Raw genomic sequence first — 22,591 nt, 5'->3', positions numbered from 1 at the left:
ATCAGTCCCACCACCATTGACCGGGCTTCAATTCAGACGGTCCGGCGGACTGTTTGACTTCGTCGGTCTTTCCTTCGCGGTCGACGACCAGCGTCTCTTTGGCGAGTGCTTTTCGAGGGCTCATTTGCACACCGCCTCCGAGCGGCGTCATCAGCGTGTTGCCTCGCCAAACCGCATTGACGGCGGTCTCGACTTGCTCCGGCGCGGTGTAGGTTTGCACCGTCAGGGCCGACTCGTTGCCCAGGACCGGCATCGCCCATCCGGCTTGACCGTAGAAGTCTTGTTCTTGGATGTAGGCCGCAGCGATCGAGACGTCCATCAGTTGACGCAGCTCGGCATAGATTCGAACCCGGTCGGCGATCATCGGGAACTTGCTGGTGAACTCTTGGCAAAACGCCTGGCTGGCTTTGTTGACGCGACGAGTGATGGTTCGCTTTCCGCCGGCGACACGCTCGTTTTCGCCGACCAGTTGAACGCCGCGTTCGTTGATTTTCATCGCCAAACCGTCTTCGCTGACCGCGATGCCGTCATACCGGGGTTGGAAATACCATCGTTCCATCGCGTTGGCGGCGACCGCCGACGGGTTGGCTCGGTCGACGTAGCTTTGGAATCGCATCGGCAGGCGTTCCAGCCCGATCCCGATCAGTTTCATGCGATAGTCCGCTTCGACCAAGACGCGGGCGAAGTGGGTGTCGGTCGGGATGCCGCGAATGGAGACGTTTTGCAGTCCCAGATTGTTTTTCAATCCGTTGGCCAGCCGAGCCGCATCGCTGGGTTGCACGCGGCCGCGAACCGAAGCCAGGAACTGTTGCATTCGCTGCAAGCCTTCTTCGGTCGGATCGATCGAAACGCTAATCACACCGGTCGCCGGCTGGCCGGGGGCGAAGGCGCGCAGGGCGGTGACGAGGTCTTCCAGCAGGACCGTCGGTTTACCGGACTCGATGCCGACAAAACGATCGGTGGGGTCGGCGACAAAGCCTTCGGCCGGTCCGGCCACCACGATGTCGCGCGTTTCGGGGTAGTAGAAGACGTACTGGATCGACGTCAGGCCGGCCAGGGCTGACAAATCGTCGCTGACGGCCTGTCCGGCGGCCAGTTGGTCTTGGATGGCTGCTTCCAGGCGTTGCAGCGAGACTTTTCGCAGTTTACTGCCCCGCATCAGGTCGTTGTCGCGCATTTGACGGGCAGCCATCAAACGTTGCTGGGCGACGCGGGGATCGAATTGACGGACTTTCAAGACGCCTTGAGCATCGACGTCGACGCCGGCGATCGGCTGGGCAAAGTTGTTGACCGTTCCACCGCCACCGCCGCCGCCAGTGTCTTGTCCGTCAACACTGGATCCGGACGAAAGGAAGGCTGCGGCGAGTGCGGCAAGCAAAAAGGAGCGGAAAAGACGTGTCATCGGTGAAACCAATTTCAAAACGCGGCCGAAGTGTGGGGCGCAGGGGGAAAAGTCACTTGCTGTGACAGTAATCAGTCGCGGGCGGATCGGCAAGAAACTACCGCGATTGAACCGAAATTGAGGCAAATCAGTGGTCCGAATCTGCCCCCGGATGGGGATTTCAAGGGCCCGGGGCGATTGATCGCCAGGTGCTGACGGTGCAAACACCATGCCGCACCGGTTCTATCTTAGCTCTCCGCCGACCCGATTGCCCCGCCCTTTCGGTTTTTTTGCTCTGCCGTAGAATCTGGCCTGACGGTCTGGAAACCACCTTCCCAACGAGTTTTTAAAGATGAGCGGCGATTGCGATTTCGGTTTGATTGGTTTGGCAGTCATGGGCGAGAACTTGGCCCTGAACGTTGAAAGTCGTGGGTACAAGGTCGCCGTGTACAACCGCACGACCAGCAAGGTCGACGAGTTGATCGCCGGCCGCGCCGCCGGCAAGAATTTCGTCGGTACCCACTCGATCGAAGAATTCGTCAAGGCGGTCAAACGCCCCCGCAAGTTGATGATGCTGGTCAAGGCCGGGCCGGCCGTCGACGCGATCATCGAGCAATTGCTGCCGCACTGCGAGCCCGGTGACATCATCATCGACGGCGGAAACGAGTACTACCTGAACACCGAACGCCGCACCAAACAGGTCGAAGAAGCCGGGTTGCTGTACGTCGGTTGCGGCGTCAGCGGAGGCGAAGAGGGGGCTTTGAAAGGTCCCAGTTTGATGCCCGGCGGGTCCGCCGAAGCCTGGCCGCACATCAAAGAGATGTTTCAGTCGATCGCTGCCAAAGTCGGCCCCAATAACGACATCCCCTGCTGCGAATGGTTGGGCAGTGGTGGCGCCGGCAACTACGTCAAAATGGTCCACAACGGCATCGAATACGGCGACATGCAGCTGATTTGCGAAGCCTATCAATTGTTGAGTGAACTCGGCGGGTTGACCAACGATGAATTGTACGACGTGTTCGACCAGTGGAACGACGGTGAACTGCAGAGTTACCTGATCGAAATCAGCCGCGATATCTTCAGTGTCAAGGACGACCAAGGCGGCGACGGTTACCTGGTCGACAAGATCATGGACGTCGCCGGAGCCAAGGGCACCGGAAAATGGATGAGCCAATTGGCGCTCGATCTGGGTGTCCCCAGCACGCTGGTCACCACCGCCGTCTTCGCCCGCGGGTTGTCGGCTCAAAAAGAGGCCCGCGTCCGAGCCAGCAAAACACTCAACGGCCCGTCCGAATCGTCGAATCCCGAAATGCGTGCCATCGCCGAGGCGCTCGTCGGTGATCGAGCCGAATTCGTCGAAGCGGTTCGGCAAGCACTTTACGCGTCCAAGATCGTCTCCTATGCACAGGGCTTTGTGCAACTGCAAGCCGCCTCGGACGAACACAACTGGAATCTCGACTACGGTGCCGCCGCCTTGCTGTGGCGTGGGGGCTGTATCATTCGCGCCCAGTTCCTCGACCGCATCAAAGAAGCCTTTGACGCCGATCCGAACTTGGAAAACCTGTTGTTGGCCAAATACTTCGAAGACGCCGTCGAAAACGCGCAAGCAAAATGGCGCAAGGTCGTCGCGGTTGCGTCGGTCATGGGGATTCCCGTTCCCGCATTCAGCACCGCGCTATGCTACTACGATGGCTATCGCATGGAACGATTACCGGCCAACCTGTTGCAAGCCCAACGTGATTACTTCGGTGCCCACACCTACAAGCGAGTCGACAAGGACGGCACGTTCCACAGCGAGTGGTTGCAGTTGCGCAAAACCCCCAAGGCATAACCATGCCCAGCACCCCTAAGGCATAGCCATGCCCAGCGATCCGATCGTCTGTCCGTTTTGCCCGCTGTGCTGCGATGACGTGCGCGTCGATGTTGCCAGTGGCGAGACGGATGTGCCCTGTGAACTGGCTCAACTCGAATTGGCCGCGGCGGTTCAAACGCTCCCGGCCAGAATCGGATCGGAGTCGATCGATTCGATCGATTGGAACGCGTTGGGTGAATCGCTGTCGCTGCACCCGACTCCGGTCGTGGAATTCAACGGGGCGACGATCGCGGAAGCCAAACTGTTGGAGACGCTGGTCGCCGAGGGCCGGATCCAACTGCGAATCGCCGATGCCGCCTCCGCACGGGCGCTCGATCAAACGATTGCCCGTGACGGTTTGCTCGGCACCACACTGGGCGACGCAGTCCGTCGTGCCGAGTATTTCTGGGTGATCGGCAATCTGGATCAGCACACGCCGCGATTGAAAGAACGGTTGAATCAGTCCGGCGCGGCGCTGGAATACACGCCCACGGCGACGATCGGTCTGTTTTCACGATTGCACGAACTGCTGGGCGGCTTGGCAAACGACGCGGCAGGCAACCCGGCGGCGATCGACCCGAGCGGGGCGGAACCCGATCGATTGCACGAGCATTTTCGAAACAGTCGTTCCACCGTGGTGGTGGTCGGTGAGGCAGCGTTTGAATCGGGCGAGGAAGTGATCGCCGGCGAGATGTTGTTGCGCTGGATCGCCCGCTGGAATGAGGCGGCGTTGCCGATCACCGGCGAGCAGGAAGGCGACGATCCGATCGTCTCACGCGTCACCCTGTTGCGGCTGACCGCTGACCAGAATTTGCGCACCGTGATCCGTTGGCGGAACAATCAAGTCTCGCCGTCGGAATTGTCGTCACCGCCCGTTGCGACGATTCGCGTCGGCAGTCCGGTCGGTGACGCCGCTCCGGTGCGTCTACAAATCGGCGGCGTCGATCCCGGCCAGTCGCTCGCGCACGCCTACCTGCCCGCCGCCGTACCGGGTGTCCATCATGCGGACACGACGATTCGCGGCGATGGTTCGGTCACGCTGCCGTTGGCCGGCTGGACGGACTCGACCGATCCCCGTCGAGCCGACGTGCTGCAACGAGTGCTCGGTGACGCGTAGCAGATTCTGCTAGGACGACGCCATTTGCGACTCCAGTTCCAGCGCGAGCGCGGCTTCTTCGGCGATCTGTGCCGCGGTGCGACGTCGACGCTTGCGAGGTTTCGCGTTCATCCACTCTTTGGTCAACACTTCAAAAACCTCGGGCGTTTCGTAACGCACGATATTTTTGCCTTCGGGCATCGGGCCGATCAGGCCGCGAAACACGGGCATCCCGCGGAGTGCCAGGTCGGTGCTGCAGTCATCAATGCCGATCTGCTGATGCGACTGCATCAGCGGAGCGATGGAGGGATAATCGGAAATCATCAACGAACCATCACGGCCGCGTGTAACCACGCGGTAGGTGTCTTTCTTGGCCATGGTGCCTCCTAAAAAGGGAGTGGCGCTATATCGAAGTGGGAAGGCATCGATTGACCCATGAACCACGCGTCGTTGGGAGAGGGCGCGCAGCAACCGAGAGAGCCCTCAATGGTTTTTCAGCCAGAAACTGCCGATTGGGAGGCGGCGAGCGACCGGATGATGCGTTGGAAGGAACCGCGGGCGAGCAGCGACGTCTGCCCAACCATCGTCGCGCCGATCGTAGGGATCGAACGTGATCAGATAGTTTTTGGGGTCAGGACGGCAGACGTCGATGCTCCGATGCGCCGCGATCTCAACCGACGTAGGGAGGGAGGGTCGTCAGTTGCAAATCGATTCGAGGGTTAATCGAACAACTGTCATATCGACGCCCCAGTGGAACTCATGCACGAAACTGTCGCGAATGTGGAGACAGCACCGTGAGGGCGGCGGTGCACAGTGATTGATACGTTCAACGAGAACCACGCTCGCAACGTGGAGGACAGTCGCAACAGGCACGTTGGCGGCGACCGTTGCGTTCGGCCACGCCGCTACAGACGGAAGAGACGGAATCACGCCGCCCCGAGAGCGACGGCTGATGATCGTGCGACATCGGACGGCTCGCGCCGTTCCGCTACCTTCGTCAGCGCCGAACGGCGGATCCTCCAACGACGACCCACTCGGCCTAGATATTGATCAAATCATTGAAAAACACGAACACCATCAGCGCCAGCAGCATCAGCCCGCCGACCAGCGTCAAACGCATCTCCAGTTCTTCGTTCACACGACGCCCCATGATCGCTTCGCAGATCAGAAACACCATGTGGCCACCGTCCAGGACGGGGATCGGCAAGAAATTGAGCACCGCCAGGTTCATGCTGAGCATCGTCAAGAACAGCAGTTGAGCCGAAACGCCGCGTTCGGCTTCGCTACCGGCGACTTGGAAAATCTTGATCGGCCCGCCGACTTGATCCTTGCTGACGCTGCCGTGGACCAGCATGTTGAGGAACCGAAAGACTTCGCCGAGTCGGCGCCGGCATTCACGAATCCCCAGCACCGACGCTTCCTTCAACGAGCTCGCCGTCTGGATTTCTTCGGCTGCGACCAAGCCCAGTCCGCGTTCGAACCGGACGCGTTGATCTGTCGTCAGTTTCACCACCGATTCGACGATCACACCGGTTTCGGCACGTTCGGCCAACACTTTGAACTCGGTTCCTTCGGGAAGTGATTGAATCGATTCAAAGAACCCGGCCGCCGTCTGGACTTCATCAAATTTCCATCCCTTGGACAGTTCTTCGACCAGGCCGGCGAGCGGACCGGTCGAGAAATCATCCGGGTATTCGTTGCTCGCCAGCAGCGTGATGCTCTTCAGTTCGTCGGTCGGTTGCAGTTCGTCGCCCTTGACCAAAAGTGCTCGGTCGAACGCGCTGACCGTGGCGGGCAAATCGAAGGCAAAACCGTAGGCGTTGATCGATGCCTTGTCGCCGGTACCGTAGGTGGGCGAGAGGGTTTGCGGAGAATCGTCGGGAGTGATTTCGATTTCCAGCGTTTCTTCTCCGCGACGCACCGTCAACACGATCGGCTCGCGTTGCGCAAGGATCAGCACCAATTCCTCTCCGTCGGGCGACGTCACATCGCCCACCGCTTCGATCACATCGCCGACTTTCAGCCCGGCTTTTTCGGCCGGGCCGTTGGTGACCAGTGCGGTGACCGGTCCGGCGGCGGTGCGAATCCCGATCCATTTGGATTGCTGCGGCGGCAATTCGACGACGTGATTGCTGCCGTCGGCGCGACGCAGTCCCAATTGGATCGATTGATCGGGATGTGTGTTCAGATAGTCGAACAACGGCGTGCCGGGGACCATCGCGTTTTCGTCGATCGGTGTGCCGTTAAAGGAGACGATCGTCGCGCCCAGATCTTGCTTGGTCAACACGTCTGCGGCGACACTGCGGGGGGCCGCGTTTTCGGAATCGCTGAGCGTGGTCGATGTCGGGCTGGTGATGCCGATCATCCGAAACCGGTTCTGCAGCGGATGGGGCTGGGTGACGAGTTCGTATTGAACATTGCGGCTGTCGAAGGCGACCGTCAACGGGATCGGGCGGTCCGGGGTTTCCAACCCGGCATGCAAGATCGCCGAACGCATCTCGCGGAAGTGCATTTGGGCGTCGTCCATGCCGTCGACCGAGACGACTTGTCCGCCGGGTTCGATTCCGGCTTGCCAGGCGGGGCCGCCCGGGGTCACGCCGCCGATGATGGCGGGGGTGTAGGGGACGCCATAAAAGAACGCGGCGGCGGCGAACATCGCACCGGTCACGACGTTCATGAACACTCCGGCACTCATGATGATCATGCGTTGCCAGACGGGTTTGGCCGGCAGGCTGCGGGGATCCAATTCCGCCAGTTCGCTCGCTGCGGACGCGTCCGATTGACCGTCCTGATCGTCATCGACCTCTTCGTCGCCGGCCAACTGCCGCGCTCGGGCGGCTTCGTCTTTCATCTTGCGCGGGTCATCGTCCTGGCCGAGCATTTTGACGTAGCCGCCCAGCGGGATGATTCCGATCCCGTATTCCGTCTCGCCGTAGGTGAATTTGCCGAGCGTCGACGGCAGCTTGATCGGGCCGATCTTCATCGGCGGATCGAAGCCCACGTAAAACTTTTCACATTTGACGCCGAAGGTCTTCGCGGCGACAAAATGCCCCAGTTCATGGACGAAGATGACCAGGCCGATGCCGAGCGCCACCCGCGTCCAAAGCAGGAATTTGCTTCCCACCGCCATCAGACCCTCCGGTTCGGATTCGGCTAGCAGGAGGAACAGATCGCTGATCATATCGTTGGTTATCTACGAGGAGGGGATGTAAGGCGTTCGGCACAATGCCGCGTTTCTTGGCGTGCCCATTGGTCTAATTCCAGCAGACGGGCCAAACCGGGCCGCTGCTCGAAGGTGTGGTTTTCGAGCATTTTTTGGCACAGGGGGACGATGTCAGTAAACCGAATTTCGCCGTCCAGGAATAGACCGACCGCGACTTCATTGGCCGCATTGACCACCGCGCCGGCGGTTCCGCCGGCCCTGGCGACCTCAAAACCGAGTGTCAACGCCGGAAAACGATCCAAATCGACCGGTTGAAGACTCAAATCCCAGGTCTGTTGGCGATCCAGCGGCGGCGTCGGACAAGGCAGACGACGGGGGTGCGTCAGAGCATACTGAATCGGCAATCGCATGTCCGGTGGACTGAGTTGGGCGAGCACCGAGCTGTCTTGGAATTCCACCATCGAATGAATGATCGACTGCGGATGGATCATCACCTCGATTTGGTCGGCCGAGACGTCAAACAGCCACCTGGCTTCGATGATCTCCAACGCCTTGTTCATCATTGTCGCCGAATCGATCGAAATTTTCCGCCCCATCTGCCAGGTGGGGTGCGCCAGGGCGCAGTCCGGCGTGGCGTTTCGCATCTCCGCCGCGCTGGCGGACCGAAACGGGCCGCCGCTGGCGGTCAGAATCAGCCGCTTGGCGGGGCTCGGCGAGTGCGCGATGCACTGCCAGATCGCCGAGTGCTCGCTGTCGACCGGCAGCAGCTGGGCGTCGGATTGGGCCACTTTCTCGCTGACCAGGCCGCCGGCCACGACCAGTGTTTCCTTGTTGGCAAGCGCCACGCGTTTGCCGGCTTCGACCGCCGCGACGGTACTTTCCAGTCCCGCACGGCCGACGATCGCTGCCACCACCACGTCGACTTCGGGATCGCGTGCGGCGTCGACCAGCTGGTCGGGGCCGAACCGCAGCCCGCCCGGATGGTCCAACAGCGATTCAAATCGCCGCAGCGCCGTTTCGGGCGAGATCGATGAGGGATCGGAAAAAATCAGACGCGCCGGTGCTCGGCCGTCTCGACAGGCCTGTCCGGCCAGCGTTTCCAACACGTCCAGATTGTTGTGCCCCGATGCGGCCCACAACCGCCATGCATGGTCCGGGTCGATGCGATTCAAATGACCGATCACTTCGGCGGTCGAAGTGCCGATGCTGCCGGTCGCCCCCAGGACCGCAACGTTGACCGTCGATCGCTTGGAACGGTCGGCAGGCAACTCGGATTCGCAGGGGGGGGCGGTTGAGAGTTTGGTCACGGTGACGGTTCCATCAGCTCCGGTAGAATCCCTTGAAACCTTTATCATGGACGATCCGTTCGATTGTTACGACCCGACCTTGCGTTATGCTCGGCCCGCGCTGGGTTGTCCCGCGTGCCATTGGACCGAACAATGGCGTGTGATTTGGTTGGATTCGATTAATTTGCTCGATTCGCACCACGCGGACGTCGCGTGTCTGGGCCGAACCACCAAACGCCTCGGTGACCGACGTCGCCTCTCTTTCCCATCTTTCGACGCAGATATCAATCTTCGATGAGTGACAAGAAACGATCCAATCGCGGTTCCGATGACCAAAACAACCGAGGCGGCGACGCGCCGTCGCGCGAAACGCGGACCGGTGGCGTTTGGTTGGTCATCATCGGCGTGATCCTGGCGGTGATGATGAGCGCCCTGCTGTTCGGCCAGAACACCCGCTCGCTGCGTTACCCCGACTTGGCCAAGCTGCTCGTCGAACATGCCAAACAAAAGAAAATCGAACGCGAAGGCGGCCAGCCGGCAACGCCTCGCGTGGTGGTCGATTCGCCCAAGGATCCAAAGATTCAGCTGGAGTTTTCTGATTTACAGCTCGTGTTACTCGGCGACGAAGAAATCACCGGAACGGTGATGTATCGCTCGTTGGGATCGGGCCGGAAAGCAGAGGATGACCCCGAGAACGTGCCGACGAAGACGGATTTCAAGACCATCCGCGTGCAGAACGAAACCCAGGACGCCTACTTTGACCAGATCTTGCGGGACTCGGGGGTAACCTGGGACAACGCCCGCCCCAATCGATGGTTGGCGGACAATTGGTTCAATCTATTCATGCTCGGCGCGATCATCGCGATCGGCGTGATCATGTTGCGGCGAATCGGCGGAGTCGGTTCTCCGATGTCATTCTCCCGCAGCCGCGGCAAACTGCACGGCCAAGAAGACCTGTCGATCTCCTTCGAAGACGCCGCGGGCATTGACGAAGCGGTCGAAGAGGTCCGCGAGGTCGTGGACTTCCTCAAGAACAGCGAAAAATACCAGGCGCTCGGCGGCCGAATCCCCAAGGGCGTGTTGCTGGTCGGACCGCCCGGGACGGGCAAGACGCTGTTGGCCAAGGCGATCGCCGGTGAAGCCGGAGTGCCGTTCTTCAGCCTGTCCGGCAGCGACTTTGTCGAAATGTTCGTCGGCGTCGGTGCGGCGCGGGTTCGCGATATGTTTCAGCAGGCGACCAGCCGCGCGCCGTGCATTATTTTCATCGACGAACTCGATGCGCTCGGCAAAAGCCGTTCGGGCAGCGTGGTCGGCGGCCACGACGAACGAGAGCAAACGCTCAACGCCTTGTTGGTCGAAATGGACGGCTTTGATTCCAACAACGGAGTCATCGTGGTCGCGGCCACCAACCGCCCCGAAACGCTCGACCCGGCGTTGCTGCGTCCGGGGCGTTTTGACCGCCAAGTCTTGGTGGACCGGCCCGATCTCGCCGGCCGCGAAGCGATCTTGAAGGTCCACGTCCGCAGCGTGAAATTGGACGACGATGTCGATCTGCGACACATCGCGTCGATCACCAGCGGTTTTGTCGGCGCCGACCTGGCCAATCTGGTCAACGAAGCGGCGTTGTTGGCGGCGCGGTCGGACAAATCGGCCGTCAGCACGACCGAGTTCGACGAAGCGGTCGATCGCGTGACCGCCGGCTTGGAAAAGAAAAACCGTGTGATGAACGAAGACGAAAAGATCCGCGTGGCCTATCACGAAGCCGCCCACGCTCTGGTCGCCGCCGCACTGCCCAACACCGATCCGGTGCACAAGGTCAGCATCATCCCCCGCGGGTTTGCTGCGCTGGGCTACACCATGCAGCGTCCCGAATCCGAGCGTTATTTGATGACCAAGCTGGAATTGGAAAGCCGGATGAAGGTTTTGCTGGGCGGCACCTTGGCCGAGGAAATGGTGTTGCAGGACATCAGCACCGGCGCCCAAAACGACTTGGAACGCTGCACCGAAATCGCCCGCAGCATGGTGATGGACTATGGCATGAGCCGACTGGGACGGATCAATTATCGCCGCAGCACCGCGTCGCCGTTTCTGACCGGATCCGGCGGCAACGGACACAGCATGACGTACGGGGAAGACACCGCCAAACTGATCGACAAGGAAGTGTCCAGGATCGTCGAGGACGCACTCACCCAAACCCGCGAAATTTTAACCCAGCGGCGCGAGGTGCTCGAAGCGATCACGCAACGGTTGTTGGAGGTCGAGTCGATCGACAACACCGAACTGTTCCGCATCATCAACGAACATTCCACCGGCCCCTGGTTGGTCCCCGGAACCATTACCGAAAAACCTCGGGCACAAATTCGCAAACCGGAAAACGATTTGGATACACTAAAGGACGCGGAATAACGCTCTTCCTTTCCTTTTGATTCAACTCGATGCGAAAACTACTCAGTCTGCTGTTGCTCGGTCTCGCCACCTGCGGCGTCGCACAAACGCCCTCCACCATCGGCCAGATCGAAGTGTTGGCGCCGGAGATGGAAACCTATGCCGACGCCGCCACCAAGATTGAAGTGCTGGCGGGGGGGTTCACCTGGACCGAGGGGCCGGTCTGGATCGCGGACGATGGAGGCGGCCATTTGCTGTTCTCCGACATCCCACGCAACAGTATCTTCCGTTGGTCCCAGTCGCGCGGCGTCGAATTGTTCATGCGGCCGAGCGGCTACACCGGTGTCAGTTATTACGGCTTGGAACCCGGATCCAACGGACTGACACTCGATCCGGAACATCGGTTGACGATGTGCGAGCACGGTGACCGTCGTGTTTCGGTGCTCACCCGCGGCGGCGGCAAACGGACCTTGGTCGATCGCTACCAAGGAAAGCGGCTGAACAGTCCCAATGATTTGACGTTCGACAACTCCGGCAATCTGTACTTCACCGACCCGCCTTACGGTTTACCCGAACGCGCCGAGGACCCGCGACGCGAACTGGATTTCTGTGGCGTCTACCGACTTGGCGCCGACGGAACGCTGACGCTGCTGACAAAAGAGATGACGCGGCCCAACGGGATCGCGTTGTCGCCGGATGAGAAAACACTTTACGTCGCGCAAAGTGATCCCGAACGCCCGATCTGGATGGCGTTTCCGATCGGTGATGACGGCAAGCTGGGCCAGGGAAAGGTCTTGCACGATGCCAAAGAGGCGATGAAGGACTATCCGGGACTTCCCGACGGGATGACCGTCAAAAAAGATGGAACGATCTTCGGCAGCGGCCCGGGCGCGATCTACGTGCTCTCGCCCGCCGGCAAGTTACTCGGTCGCATCATCACCGGCGGTCGCGTCAGCAATTGCACCTTCGATGCCGAAGAAGCGTACCTGTACATCACCGCGGACAACTTCTTGTGTCGCGTGAAGATGAAGTGATCACCTCAGCACGTGGCGTCAGCCAGTGGCGCGCGTGAATGTCCAGTTCCCTACGCGCCGGTCGCTAACGCTTCCCGCTGGCGTGCATTCGATAGCCGAGCCGCCGGAGGCAGAAGACGACGGCGGTGGCGATCAGTGTTCCGGTCGCGCACGTCGACAAGGGGGCGACGCTGTAGTGCAAAGTCAGATCTTGCCCCATGCCATTGTCCTTGATCTGTTGCGTGACCACGGCGGCGGCGAAGACGGCACCATGGATCAACGCGATCATCACGATGATTCCAAAGCGGCGCGGTTGCCCGTCTGCTCGCAGCAGCCAGCGAAACAGCAGCATCGTGACGATCCCCACTCCGATCGCCGGCAACATCACGATCAAGGCTTCATAAAACAACACATCGACGTTGGACTGATAATTGGCGACAAACGACAGTCGAACGAAGGTGAAAATCAGCGCGCTGACCAGTACCCATTCCATCAGCGCGAGCACGTTGACGACGTGAGTTTTGGGAGCCTGTCGACCGCGTGTGATCGTCCATCCGCTGAAAAACTGCATGACCGCGGCCGGAAACACCGAGGCAAACGAGAGGGCCGGAGACATCAGCAGGTGCGAGACCACGCGCAGGTACTCCGTGTCGCTTTGCATCGCGAGTTGGATCCAGCGGAAATTTGTGGCGAGCAGCACGAGTCCCGTCACCAGACAGTGCACGGCCACAAAACCGGCCGCCATCAATAAACGCTGCCAACCGCGTCCGGCAAGGAGCAAGATGGCGGCCAGGATCACCAGACTCGACGCGAACGAGATCGCCGTTGAAACACCATAGATCGCAAAGCTGATCGCGATCTCCTCAGGATCGTTCATGATGTTGCCCAGCGGAATCCAGACCATCGCTTTGATGACCAGCAAACTGCATTGTGGCAGACCGAACACGAGCAACGCCAGCGCCGTCCACCAGCACCAATGACTCCAATGGCCGTCGCGACACGTTTGATTGGGTTGGAGCATGATCTTCCGTCGGCCGCTGCTACTGTGTCAGTTCGGGGCGATCAAACACGGTGGATACATCTACGACAAATCCGTTCAGCAACCGCGACGGTGCCTGTTGGCCGTCGATGTTTCGGCTCAGCTCGTGGTAGATGGATACGGATTCGGCGAGCCCAAAAACGGTGATGCTGCGATCACGCGGATCGACGATCCAGTACTCGCTGATGCCGGCTTTCGCATAATCGTGCCGCTTCTCGACCCAGTCGCGATCCGGATCGTTCTCGCTGACAATCTCCATCACCAAGTCGGCGCCCTTCCAATACTTGGCAGTCCGTTGCTCGCGGTTCTCAGCTGACATGTACATCACATCAGGCTCACGAAACTTTCCCTCCCACAAACGAACCGGCAGTGGAGCGACCAAGCATACGCCCTGCGCATGGCTGTTGGTTTTGATGAAGGCTTGAAGCTGAAGCCAGAGGAAGAGTGTGATGGCCTGGTGCAATTCCGTCGGCATGCGCAGGATTTCCAAGAAACCACCGTCAAACTCGACCAGTCGCCCAGCGTCCAAACTCAGGTAATCCGACTCCGACCATGCTCCCTGCCGAGGATAGAGGTTGGCGATTTCCCAAGTGAGTTCGCCGGCTTGGCTCGCTCGCGGCTCGCTGGACATCACTTGCTGGACTAAAATGAGGGGGCGGTTCGAGTTCTAGAGCGTTTCCAGCATAGACTCCGACTCGATGCGATGCAAAGTCTGGAAACCAGCAGTCGATCATTGCTGGACGAGCAGCCGAACGTCGTCCACGTTCCAATACTTCTTGACGACCGGGGCCACGACGTTGTTTTCGAAGTGCAGGAACCCCATCAACACGCCGAGCGTCGTCAACAACAACACGGCGATCAATCCACCGACAATCGCCACGATCGGCCCTAGTCTCCCCAGAATCAATCCGATGAACAAGCCGGCGGCGAATCCGCCAATGCCGCCCATGATCAAGTACTTGAACATCCCCGCGCGGCCGGCTCGGTCGAGTTCCTGTTCCGGGATTTGCAGCAACAGTCGGTGGTAGTAGTCGGCGATCGTTTCCTCCGAGCCCTCCCAGCAAAACTCTTCCACATCGTCTTGCTGTCCGCAGTGGGCGCAGAGTGTGGTCTGAATTCCCGAGAGCGGATTGGCGACCGATTCAAACTCGGGGCCACGGATCTCGGTGAACTCGCCGCAAGGCAGATGGACGTAGTGGAAAGATTCGGGCACGGTCATCCGGTAAGGCTCATCGAAACAGGAATTTGCGATGCGGAGCGTTCATTCTATCGGAAGCGTTGGTGATGCGGAGGATGATCCTGTCCGCTGCGATCATCGCGGGTCATCGCGTTGAAAAAATAGTTGACTTGATCCCGCCGACTTGCAATGATTCGCCCAGCGAACTGATCGCCGCTGGGCGCGGGGACGTTTTGAGTCCCACACCAGCCATCGGACTACCCGATCACTTTTGTCAATTGCACTCAAGTTTTCAGGGAAAGACCGATGGATGATGTACGGTGTGTGTTGAAGAACGTTTGGGGCTACGATTCATTTCGCCCGCTTCAAGAGCAGTCGATTGAGACCATTCTCGCTGGCCGTGACAGCTTGACGGTGCTGCCCACCGGAGCCGGCAAGTCGATTTGCTTTCAAGCCCCGGCACTGTGTAACAATGGTTCCCGCAGTGACGGCCGCCACAGTGATGGCCGCCACAGTGACGGCCGCCACAGTGACGGCCCGCGCGACCAGGGGCTTGCGGTCGTCGTCTCGCCGCTGATTTCGTTGATGAAGGACCAGGTTGATGCGCTGAGGGAAAAGCGAGTTCCGGCGGCGCTGATCAACAGCACGCAAAACGAAACGGAAAAGCGGGAGGTTGCCGAACGAATTCGTCGCGGCGAACTTCGATTGCTGTACCTGGCCCCCGAACGCTTGCTCTCGCCCAAGACGCTCGGTTTCTTGCGTCAGCAGCAATGTGTCCGCTATTTCGCGATCGATGAAGCACACTGCGTCAGCCAATGGGGGCACGATTTTCGCCCGGAGTATCAGCAGCTCAAGACGCTCAAGCAGGTGTTCCCCGAGGCGTCCGTTCATGCGTTCACCGCAACGGCTTCGCAGCCGGTCCGCCGTGACATCGCTCGCCAGCTGGGGCTTTGCGAGCCGAGTTTTCTGATCGGAAATTTTGATCGCCCGAATCTGACGTATCGGATGATCCGCTCTCGGCAAAAGATGCAGCAGATCATGGAGGTCGTCAATCGTCACCGGGGCCAGTCGGGTATCGTGTATTGTCTCAGCCGTCGCGAAGTCGATACGACGACCCAGGCGTTGCGGACGCTGGGGTTGAAAGCCAAACCGTACCACGCCGGCCTGACCGCGCCGCAGCGGAAGGCGAACCAAGACAGTTTCATGCAGGGTCGCTGCGACATCGTCGTCGCCACGATCGCCTTTGGCATGGGAATCGACAAAGCGAATATTCGGTTTGTGATTCACACCGGGATGCCCAAGTCCGTCGAACACTACCAGCAGGAAAGCGGTCGAGCCGGTCGCGACGGGCTGGATGCGGAGTGCGTGTTGCTGCACAGTCCACGTGACTTCCTGATCTGGAGCGACGTGATGCACGGCGAAGCCGGTCAAGTCGCCCGAGATTCGCTACAGGCCATGTTTGAACTCTGTAACGACGTCAAATGTCGGCATAAAGCGATCGTCGAATACTTCGGACAGGACTACGGCGTGATGCGTTGCGGCGCCTGTGATGTTTGCCTGGGCGAGTTGGAATTGCACGACCAGTCGTCCGACATCGCGCGAACCGTTGTCGCGTGCGTGCAGGAGTTGAAACAAAAGTACGGTGCCGGACATGTCGCCCGCGTGCTGGCGGGAAAATCCGACAAACGTATCTTCCAGTCCAATCACGACCGGCTGAACAGTTTCGGCGCCCTCGGCGACCATGGTCCGATGGCGATCAAAGTGTGGATCCAACAGCTGATCAGCCAGAAATACCTCCGTCGCAGTGGCTCCTACAAAACGCTGGCGCCGACCGAATCAGGCCGGCGTCTGCTGCGTGGTCAAGGGACGCCCAAGTTGACGGCCACCGGACGCAGCAAGAAGTCTGCCGATGGGAGTGTCTCCTTCGTCCCCGCCATCAGCTCATTGGCCGCGTTTGATTACTTTCGTTCGGGCGATTCGATCGAATCGGTCGCTCAAAAGATGTCCCGCGCCCAAAGCACGATCGTCAAGTATCTGGCCGATTACATCCGGCACCACGGCATCAATGATCCGACGCTCTGGGTGAAACCTGAATCAGCCCAACGCGTCTTGGCAAACAAGCATTTAGCCGGCGACGGAAAAATGAAACCGATCTTTGATCACTTGGGCGGCGAAGTCAGTTACGACGAAATCCGTATCACCCTGGCGTGTGACGGATAGCAGGTTCGCTCAATTTTCGGGTCGAGGACTCGTCGCCTCGTCCACCACGGCCTACTCAATTCTCGGGTCGAGGACTCGTCGCCTCGTCCACCACGGCCTACTCAATTCTCGGGTCGAGGACTCGTCGCCTCGTCCACTACCGCCTACTCAATTCTCGGGTCGAGGACTCGTCGCCTCGTCCACTACCGCCTACTCAATTCTTGGGTAGTGGACGAGGCGACGAGTCCCCCGCTCAATTTTCGGGTAGTGGACGAGGCGACGAGTCCCCCGCTCAATACTCGCGTAGGGACGAGGCAACGAGTCCCCCGCTCAATTTTCGGGTAGCGGACGAGGCGACGAGTCCCCCCGACAATTACTAATTGTCCAGCACACCTAAACGCAGGACTCCTCGCGTCGTCCACTACCTAATTCAACTCATCATGCGCGATCACTTGAAACGCCTGTCGAGAGAATACTACCAGGGAGAAGCGATTGTTCATTGGACGATCACGATTCGGGATCGCCGCGAAGGCTGGCTTAGCTCGGCATTTTATTGCCAATTCCGCGAACTCGTGACGCATACGATGTTTCGATATGGAATCGTCTGTCCGATCTACTGCCTCATGCCCGACCACATCCACATGGTTTGGATGGGAGTGTACTCAGAATGCGATCAGCTCAACGCGATGAAGCACTTTCGTCCACGATGCGAGGATTCGCTGCATCGAGTCGGGTTCGCGCTTCAGGACCAAGCCTACGATCATGTCTTGAAGCAAGAAGAACGAATGCAAGCGAACTTTCGAGAACTTTGTGAGTACGTCGCCAGGAATCCTGAACGGAGTGGACTCGTGAAAATTGGTGAGTTTGCGAAATACGCCTTCACAGGCTGTCTCGTTCCTGGCTACCCCGAGCTGAAAGCATTTGCGGCAGATCACTGGGATCGATTCGACCGTATTGTTTCACGACTCAGAAAACAGGGAATGCAACAATGGAAATGGAATCTGTTTTCCCGGTAAAGTGCCTAAGGCCAGCAGGGGACTCGTCGCCTCGTCCACTACCGTCGGCATATTGGGGAGGACTCGTCGCCTCGTCCACTACCGTCGGAATGTTGGAGAGGACTCGTCGCCTCGTCCACTACCGCCTACGCAATTCTTGGGTAGTGGACGAGGCGACGAGTCCCCCGCTCAAAATTCGGGTAGTGGACGAGGCGACGAGTCCCCCGCTCAAAATTCGGGTAGTGGACGAGGCGACGAGTCCTCCCCAGTCGGCTCCGCTGCGGTACGCGAGGCGCGTACCGCAATCGTGCGGTAGTGGTAAATGTGCCTGTTGAAATGGTCGAAATACTTCACGCGAGTGGGTGTCACTTCGGACGAGGTTGGTTTTTCGTTTGCATCGTTCGGAATCCAAACCCTGGCGTAAGCGTCGCTGCCCACTTCGTAACCAAAGAAAATCCTCAGATCGGCCATGTAGTCATCATTACCGAGCCCGATCGTTTCCAGATCCCCCAAGTCCGACGGCCAGCGTTTTTCCTGCAGTCGATATTGTTTGATCGCGATCGCCGTTCGTGTCATCTTCAATCCCGTCTCCAATGAACCGATCGCATCTTCGGTTGACATTCGATCCGAACTCAATTCCCGCGCTGTTCCCTCACCAACCACCACTCCTGCGAGCTTCGCGATCAGCGATCTGTTTTGCAAATCGTTGTCGTCTCGGTAGTCCCATTTCGCACTGTGCACGTCGAGGGTGAACGGATGGTCCCAAGGTTCGAACAATCCTGCCCGGTCGGCGCTCATTCGCTGAAACGTAGAGAGTTGATCCTGAAGTCTCGTCAGTTGGCTGGGCTCGTTCCAAAAGCCAACGTTGAGTGATTCAGCGATCAATCGTTGATGCGTGCTACTCGCGGGCAAGTGCCACACATAGAAATGAAACGCCGCGGAATAGTCCAGCGCGGGCGCGATGTCGACCAACAGTTGCAACGCTGCCAACGCGCGATCAGGATCGTTGTCGACAACGGCAGCATGAAACTCGATTTCCAACAGATGCATGAAAGGTAGTGAGCCCTGCAATTCAATGCCCCACGTCGGGCCAACAGTGCTGGGATTCCAAACCGGAGTTTTGTCGGCAAGCAACTGTTTCATTTCATTGATCAGTGGCTGTGCTTCATCCGAAAACCGTTGCAACACATCGGGAGCGATTTGCCAAGCACCGGCTTGATCGGTGGTTTCCAGCAACCCGTCAAACCGTACTTCCAGGCCTTGCACCGCAAACGCCAACGTTTCCCATCTTGCCGAATTGTCCGTCGATGTGTTGGCGTCGTAAACTGTCGCTTGCTCGGCTGCTGCGGATCCGAAGCCTGGCCCGGTGGCATCGCGTTGATAATCCCAAGCCATTTTCACAACGAGTGCGACGGCCAAAACAACGGCTGCTGCCGTCAAGAGCGGAGGCGCAATCAGTCCAATCAACCATCTGCGTTCCAGCGGCGTCATGCGTTTTCGCGCTGGGATTTCAATCTGTGATCGCATTCTGCGTCAACTCCTTTTCCCAAGCAGCGTACCATTGGGCTCCGGGATAGTTGGTCCGAGTTTCGGTATTCAGCAATGCAGCTTGCGAGGCACCGTTACGACGCGCACGGTCGCTGTACGGGCCCCGCTCAAACACTTGATAAGTTCTGCAGATCAATTCATGCAGGGTTTTCCGTTGTTGTAACGACGATTGCCCCTGTTCTTCGGCGTCCAGTAGCTCAAGCAAATGGAACGCGATCGAGTCGATCATGTGGTTTCGAAAGAGCCACTGGCCCAGTCCGCCGCGGTGAATTCCATACCAACTGTCAATCGAGTATCCACCGAACTGATCCGCAGGTGCTCCGCTTTGACTTTTTTCATTCCATTGGTACCAAGAAATCAAGACAGCCCGGCGGCGAGCGTCCGACCATCCCTGTGTGTCGGCGATTAGCTCCTGTGCTGCCTGCGCAGCGGGCTGGTCCAAGTGCATTTGGTATTGGTCGCTGGCAAGCGTGTCAGCAACCCAACTCACAATCGCATCAGCGTGATCTTGATCAATCACCCGCCAGCTGGGTCTCAGTCTTCGTGCCAATTTCGTCATCGTCTCCATCCAATCATTCAACTCAGCCAACGCGTGCTCGTCTTTGGGCGAATGCATGAACTGAACTTTTGCGAATGACGCGAGCGACAGGATTCCATTGAATGTCGCCGGGTCACACATGGCACCTCGCTTCTGAGCATCATCGGCATAGACATTTGCCAAATGTGCGGCGGAGAAGTTCCTGTCGTCGTATGCGACGGCGGACTTGCTACCGTCCGACCGATTCACGTCTGGAAGTTGCCTACCGCCAATCGGTGTCTGAAAAGTAATGCTGTGGATCGACAGTCCGCTGGACGTTTTGGCCTTCGTCGCCTGATGCGCCAGCGAACTTCGTTGCGCGGCGGTGATGATCGGGTAGCTAAAATACTCCACCGTACTAGGAAACAAGGGAATCGCGACGAACAGGGCAAGTGCAGGGACGGATTTTGCAACTAGTTTTCGCCCCTGCACCCCATCGGCATACGCTCGCATCGACAGCAATGTCGCGATCAGCGGCAAGAAGTACCAAAGCACCGCCAACGCTAGGGTGATGAACGCCCCGATCGTCGTCATGCCGCCTTGGGGAAGCACCGCGCCGGCTGTAAGTAGAGAAGCGACCGTAGCGGCGGGCGCCAAAATCAATGAAATGGACAACCCCCGAACGGTTTGACCGACCCATTGGGAAAGACTGTAACAGTACACGGCAAGAAGGATGGCTAACGTCAACGGCGGCATATAAACGTAATACCGGTCTTCGCGTTCCATCGATTGGCTGATCACACCGACGAGGAGATAGAGCAACGATGCGAATCCCAGCACCCCCACCGCCAACAGATGCCGCCCGAGCCAGAGCTTCGCCGACGACGCACCACGATCGGAGAAAAAGCGTAGACGCTCAGCTCTACCGTCTCCGGTAAACGCAAACACACCCAAGAAGCAGACGCCCAGCAGGCCGCAGAAGATTTGCACCGAGCCGCCGCTGCGCGAGCTCCCGAAATACGGCAGGCCACCGGCGGTCGCGCCAATCACGCCCACCAAAATCATGAGCAGAATTCCCAACAGCGAGAGCCGATTGTTGCCGAAGGATTGCCTCAACATCGCCAACGTTGTTGACCGAAACGGTTGGTCGGGAACACGCCGTGGTGTCTCAGTGGATAAACCGAAAACAGCATAGGGGGACAATCGATTTGCATCCCCTGATTCCTTCTTCGCTCCGGCCGGCGACAGGACACGCATTGCCGCCCGCCAGGCGAGTGCGCCGACAATGACGGTGGCAGCCAGCGTGACCGCAAGGGCCGCTAAATCCGAAGTCACCGGATCCATGAAGGTCAATCCGACGCGCATCCGGCGGATGGATTCACCGAGGTGGACGACTGCAAAGGGTGCAAACGCCAACGGAATGATGGCGATCAGACCTGCGAAGGAGTTCTTGATGCGCCAGCTGGTATAGAATCCACACACCAAGATGTACAAAGTGTGCAGGTGCCAGGACAGGAACGCAACCTGTCGTGTGATGAAAACCTCTTGATTCATATTCGGCAAAAACGGAAACCTGAACCCGCCTGGAAACGCACCGACCATCAATTCAATTTTGATCAGTGCCCAGCAACCGATCCACATCACGCCGAGTGCAGCGGTGCAAACGGCAAGCTTGATTCGGATCAATCGTCCCGGTGAGACCGGCATCGATGTGAGCCATAGGATCGTCTTTTGATCACGCTCTTGGCCGACCGTCACTGCTGCCGCCCCGACGGCAAACAATCCTGGCAACGCCAGTGGAATGTAGCGTCCGTGTTGACGCATTTCTCGCATGTCAGCCGGTGACATTTGCCAGACGAGCATCAAGACAAGGCCGACGGCGAATAGCGTCGCGACCAGTGGAACGAGCTGACGAACTTCTTTCCAAATCAAGCCTCGGTTGTTGATGAGACCTTTTGTCATACCACTCCCCCTTCGGTCACCATCGGCACCTCAGCACCATCGACTGGTTTCCGCGATTGCGACCTGCCGGTAAAGGCAATGAAGATTTCCTCCAGCGACAACGCTCGCTCGGCAACACCGGTCACGCCCACCCGCGTCGCCAACAAGTCGTGCATCGCGGAGTCGTAGTGACGGACCACCATGCTGCGTTGTCGACCATAGCTCTGTTCGCCAAGAACCTCGGCCGGCGCGGGAAGTGTCGGCAGCGCAACGAGCGGATCTTCCAAACTGATCGCCACTTCGGTGACCGAATCCTTGAGCGTATCCAAGGGTTCACAAACGCGTACTTTGCCGTTGTGCAGGATTGCAATGACGTCCGCCACCCGTTCAACTTCAGCCATCTGATGGCTGGAAAGGAAGACCGTGCGTCCGGACGCGGCGCGATCGATCATGCTTTCCAGGAAATCACGGCGAACCATCGGATCGAGCCCCGAAGTTGGTTCGTCCAGAATCAGTAATTCGGGGTCGTGAGCCAGGGAAAGAGACAGCGCAACTTTGGCACGCTGCCCTTTGCTCAAATGACGAATTTTTCGGTCTTCCGGAATCTCATAACGTCGAATGGATTCCTGATAGCGGGGTAAAAATTGTTCGTCGTAAAGTGTGGCCGCGAACCATCCGATCTCACCAACGCCCATCCAGTCATAAAGCGCCGGTGCGTCGGAGACATAACCGGTTCGGCGTCGGATTTCCAAAGCATCCTTTGCAGGATCCAGATTCATGATCCGGCACGTGCCCGATGTCGGCAATTGAAACCCGGTCAAGATCCGTATGGCCGTCGTTTTACCGGCCCCGTTTTCGCCGAGCAACGCAAAAACAGTCCCTTCGTCGACGTTCAGCGAAACACCGCGTAACGCGTCGCAGCCTCGAAAACGCATTTTCAAATCAGACGTCTCAATAATGTGATTCATGAATGGAATGCCGCGTGAAGAGTGTGCTGGG

General features: G+C 58.7%; 16 protein-coding genes. 6 read left to right on the top strand and 10 right to left on the bottom strand.

The features are described from left to right. Position 1 precedes the first annotated feature (1 nt). Complete coding sequence (locus TBK1r_RS09500; RefSeq protein WP_145209339.1) at positions 2 to 1,402, bottom strand: DUF1598 domain-containing protein; 1,401 nt, start codon at positions 1,400 to 1,402, stop codon at positions 2 to 4. Between the two features lie 331 nt (positions 1,403 to 1,733). On the opposite strand from TBK1r_RS09500, the gene gnd reads away from it, so the two are divergent. Next, positions 1,734 to 3,212, top strand: coding sequence for a decarboxylating NADP(+)-dependent phosphogluconate dehydrogenase (gene gnd, locus TBK1r_RS09495; RefSeq protein WP_145209336.1), 1,479 nt, complete (start codon positions 1,734 to 1,736; stop codon positions 3,210 to 3,212). A 28-nt stretch (positions 3,213 to 3,240) separates the two neighbouring features. Next, a complete protein-coding gene (locus TBK1r_RS09490; protein ID WP_145209333.1) occupies positions 3,241 to 4,350 on the top strand; it encodes a molybdopterin-binding domain-containing protein in 1,110 nt (369 codons plus the stop codon). 9 nt (positions 4,351 to 4,359) lie between these two features. Here the strand turns inward: TBK1r_RS09490 and TBK1r_RS09485 are convergent, their stop codons facing one another. The 3 genes from TBK1r_RS09485 to dxr form a co-directional block, all read right to left on the bottom strand. Continuing rightward, positions 4,360 to 4,707, bottom strand: a complete 348-nt coding sequence (locus TBK1r_RS09485; protein ID WP_095739365.1) for a hypothetical protein — start codon at positions 4,705 to 4,707, stop codon at positions 4,360 to 4,362. Positions 4,708 to 5,368: 661 nt separating this feature from the next. Beyond that, a complete protein-coding gene (locus tag TBK1r_RS09480) occupies positions 5,369 to 7,510 on the bottom strand; it encodes a site-2 protease family protein (protein WP_145209330.1) in 2,142 nt (713 codons plus the stop codon). An 8-nt stretch (positions 7,511 to 7,518) separates the two neighbouring features. Beyond that, positions 7,519 to 8,799 carry a 1-deoxy-D-xylulose-5-phosphate reductoisomerase gene (gene dxr, locus TBK1r_RS09475; protein ID WP_419581169.1) on the bottom strand — a complete coding sequence of 427 codons (1,281 nt, stop codon included), beginning with the start codon at positions 8,797 to 8,799 and terminating at the stop codon, positions 7,519 to 7,521. 273 nt (positions 8,800 to 9,072) lie between these two features. Here dxr and ftsH point away from each other — a divergent pair, with 273 nt between their 5' ends. Next, complete coding sequence (gene ftsH / locus TBK1r_RS09470) at positions 9,073 to 11,184, top strand: ATP-dependent zinc metalloprotease FtsH (RefSeq protein ID WP_145209324.1); 2,112 nt, start codon at positions 9,073 to 9,075, stop codon at positions 11,182 to 11,184. Positions 11,185 to 11,213: 29 nt separating this feature from the next. After that, the gene (locus TBK1r_RS09465; protein WP_145209321.1) at positions 11,214 to 12,197 is read left to right on the top strand and encodes an SMP-30/gluconolactonase/LRE family protein; all 984 of its coding nucleotides are present in this window, start codon (positions 11,214 to 11,216) and stop codon (positions 12,195 to 12,197) included. 64 nt (positions 12,198 to 12,261) lie between these two features. On the opposite strand, the gene TBK1r_RS09460 is transcribed toward TBK1r_RS09465, so the two are convergent. The 3 genes from TBK1r_RS09460 to TBK1r_RS09450 all read right to left on the bottom strand — a co-directional run bounded on the left by TBK1r_RS09460 (position 12,262) and on the right by TBK1r_RS09450 (position 14,428). After that, positions 12,262 to 13,197 (bottom strand): hypothetical protein, encoded by a 936-nt coding sequence (locus TBK1r_RS09460; protein ID WP_145209318.1) that lies wholly within the window; start codon positions 13,195 to 13,197, stop codon positions 12,262 to 12,264. 19 nt (positions 13,198 to 13,216) lie between these two features. After that, positions 13,217 to 13,846 (bottom strand): Uma2 family endonuclease, encoded by a 630-nt coding sequence (locus TBK1r_RS09455; RefSeq protein ID WP_145209315.1) that lies wholly within the window; start codon positions 13,844 to 13,846, stop codon positions 13,217 to 13,219. 99 nt (positions 13,847 to 13,945) lie between these two features. After that, the gene (locus TBK1r_RS09450) at positions 13,946 to 14,428 is read right to left on the bottom strand and encodes a hypothetical protein (protein WP_145209312.1); all 483 of its coding nucleotides are present in this window, start codon (positions 14,426 to 14,428) and stop codon (positions 13,946 to 13,948) included. Between the two features lie 270 nt (positions 14,429 to 14,698). Here TBK1r_RS09450 and TBK1r_RS09445 point away from each other — a divergent pair, with 270 nt between their 5' ends. After that, positions 14,699 to 16,612 carry a RecQ family ATP-dependent DNA helicase gene (locus TBK1r_RS09445; RefSeq protein ID WP_145209309.1) on the top strand — a complete coding sequence of 638 codons (1,914 nt, stop codon included), beginning with the start codon at positions 14,699 to 14,701 and terminating at the stop codon, positions 16,610 to 16,612. Positions 16,613 to 17,031: 419 nt separating this feature from the next. Next, entirely contained in the window at positions 17,032 to 17,607 is a 576-nt protein-coding gene (locus TBK1r_RS09440; protein ID WP_145209306.1) for a hypothetical protein, read from the top strand. Between the two features lie 207 nt (positions 17,608 to 17,814). Here the strand turns inward: TBK1r_RS09440 and TBK1r_RS09435 are convergent, their stop codons facing one another. The 3 genes from TBK1r_RS09435 to TBK1r_RS09425 are packed head-to-tail and all read right to left on the bottom strand — an operon-like array spanning position 17,815 to position 22,560. Further along, positions 17,815 to 19,113 (bottom strand): hypothetical protein, encoded by a 1,299-nt coding sequence (locus TBK1r_RS09435; protein ID WP_145209304.1) that lies wholly within the window; start codon positions 19,111 to 19,113, stop codon positions 17,815 to 17,817. Next, positions 19,097 to 21,613: a hypothetical protein gene (locus TBK1r_RS09430; RefSeq protein ID WP_145209301.1), complete on the bottom strand. Its 2,517-nt coding sequence runs from the start codon at positions 21,611 to 21,613 to the stop codon at positions 19,097 to 19,099. Before TBK1r_RS09430 ends, TBK1r_RS09435 begins: the two co-directional genes overlap by 17 nt. Continuing rightward, entirely contained in the window at positions 21,610 to 22,560 is a 951-nt protein-coding gene (locus tag TBK1r_RS09425; RefSeq protein ID WP_145209298.1) for an ABC transporter ATP-binding protein, read from the bottom strand. Before TBK1r_RS09425 ends, TBK1r_RS09430 begins: the two co-directional genes overlap by 4 nt. Between the last annotated feature and the right edge of the window lie 31 nt (positions 22,561 to 22,591).

The sequence above is a fragment of the Stieleria magnilauensis genome (genome assembly GCA_007753675.1).
GTDB lineage: Bacteria > Planctomycetota > Planctomycetia > Pirellulales > Pirellulaceae > Stieleria > Stieleria magnilauensis.
The sequence above is the reverse complement of the archived record's forward strand: the minus strand, read 5'-3'. Positions and strand labels throughout refer to the sequence as shown.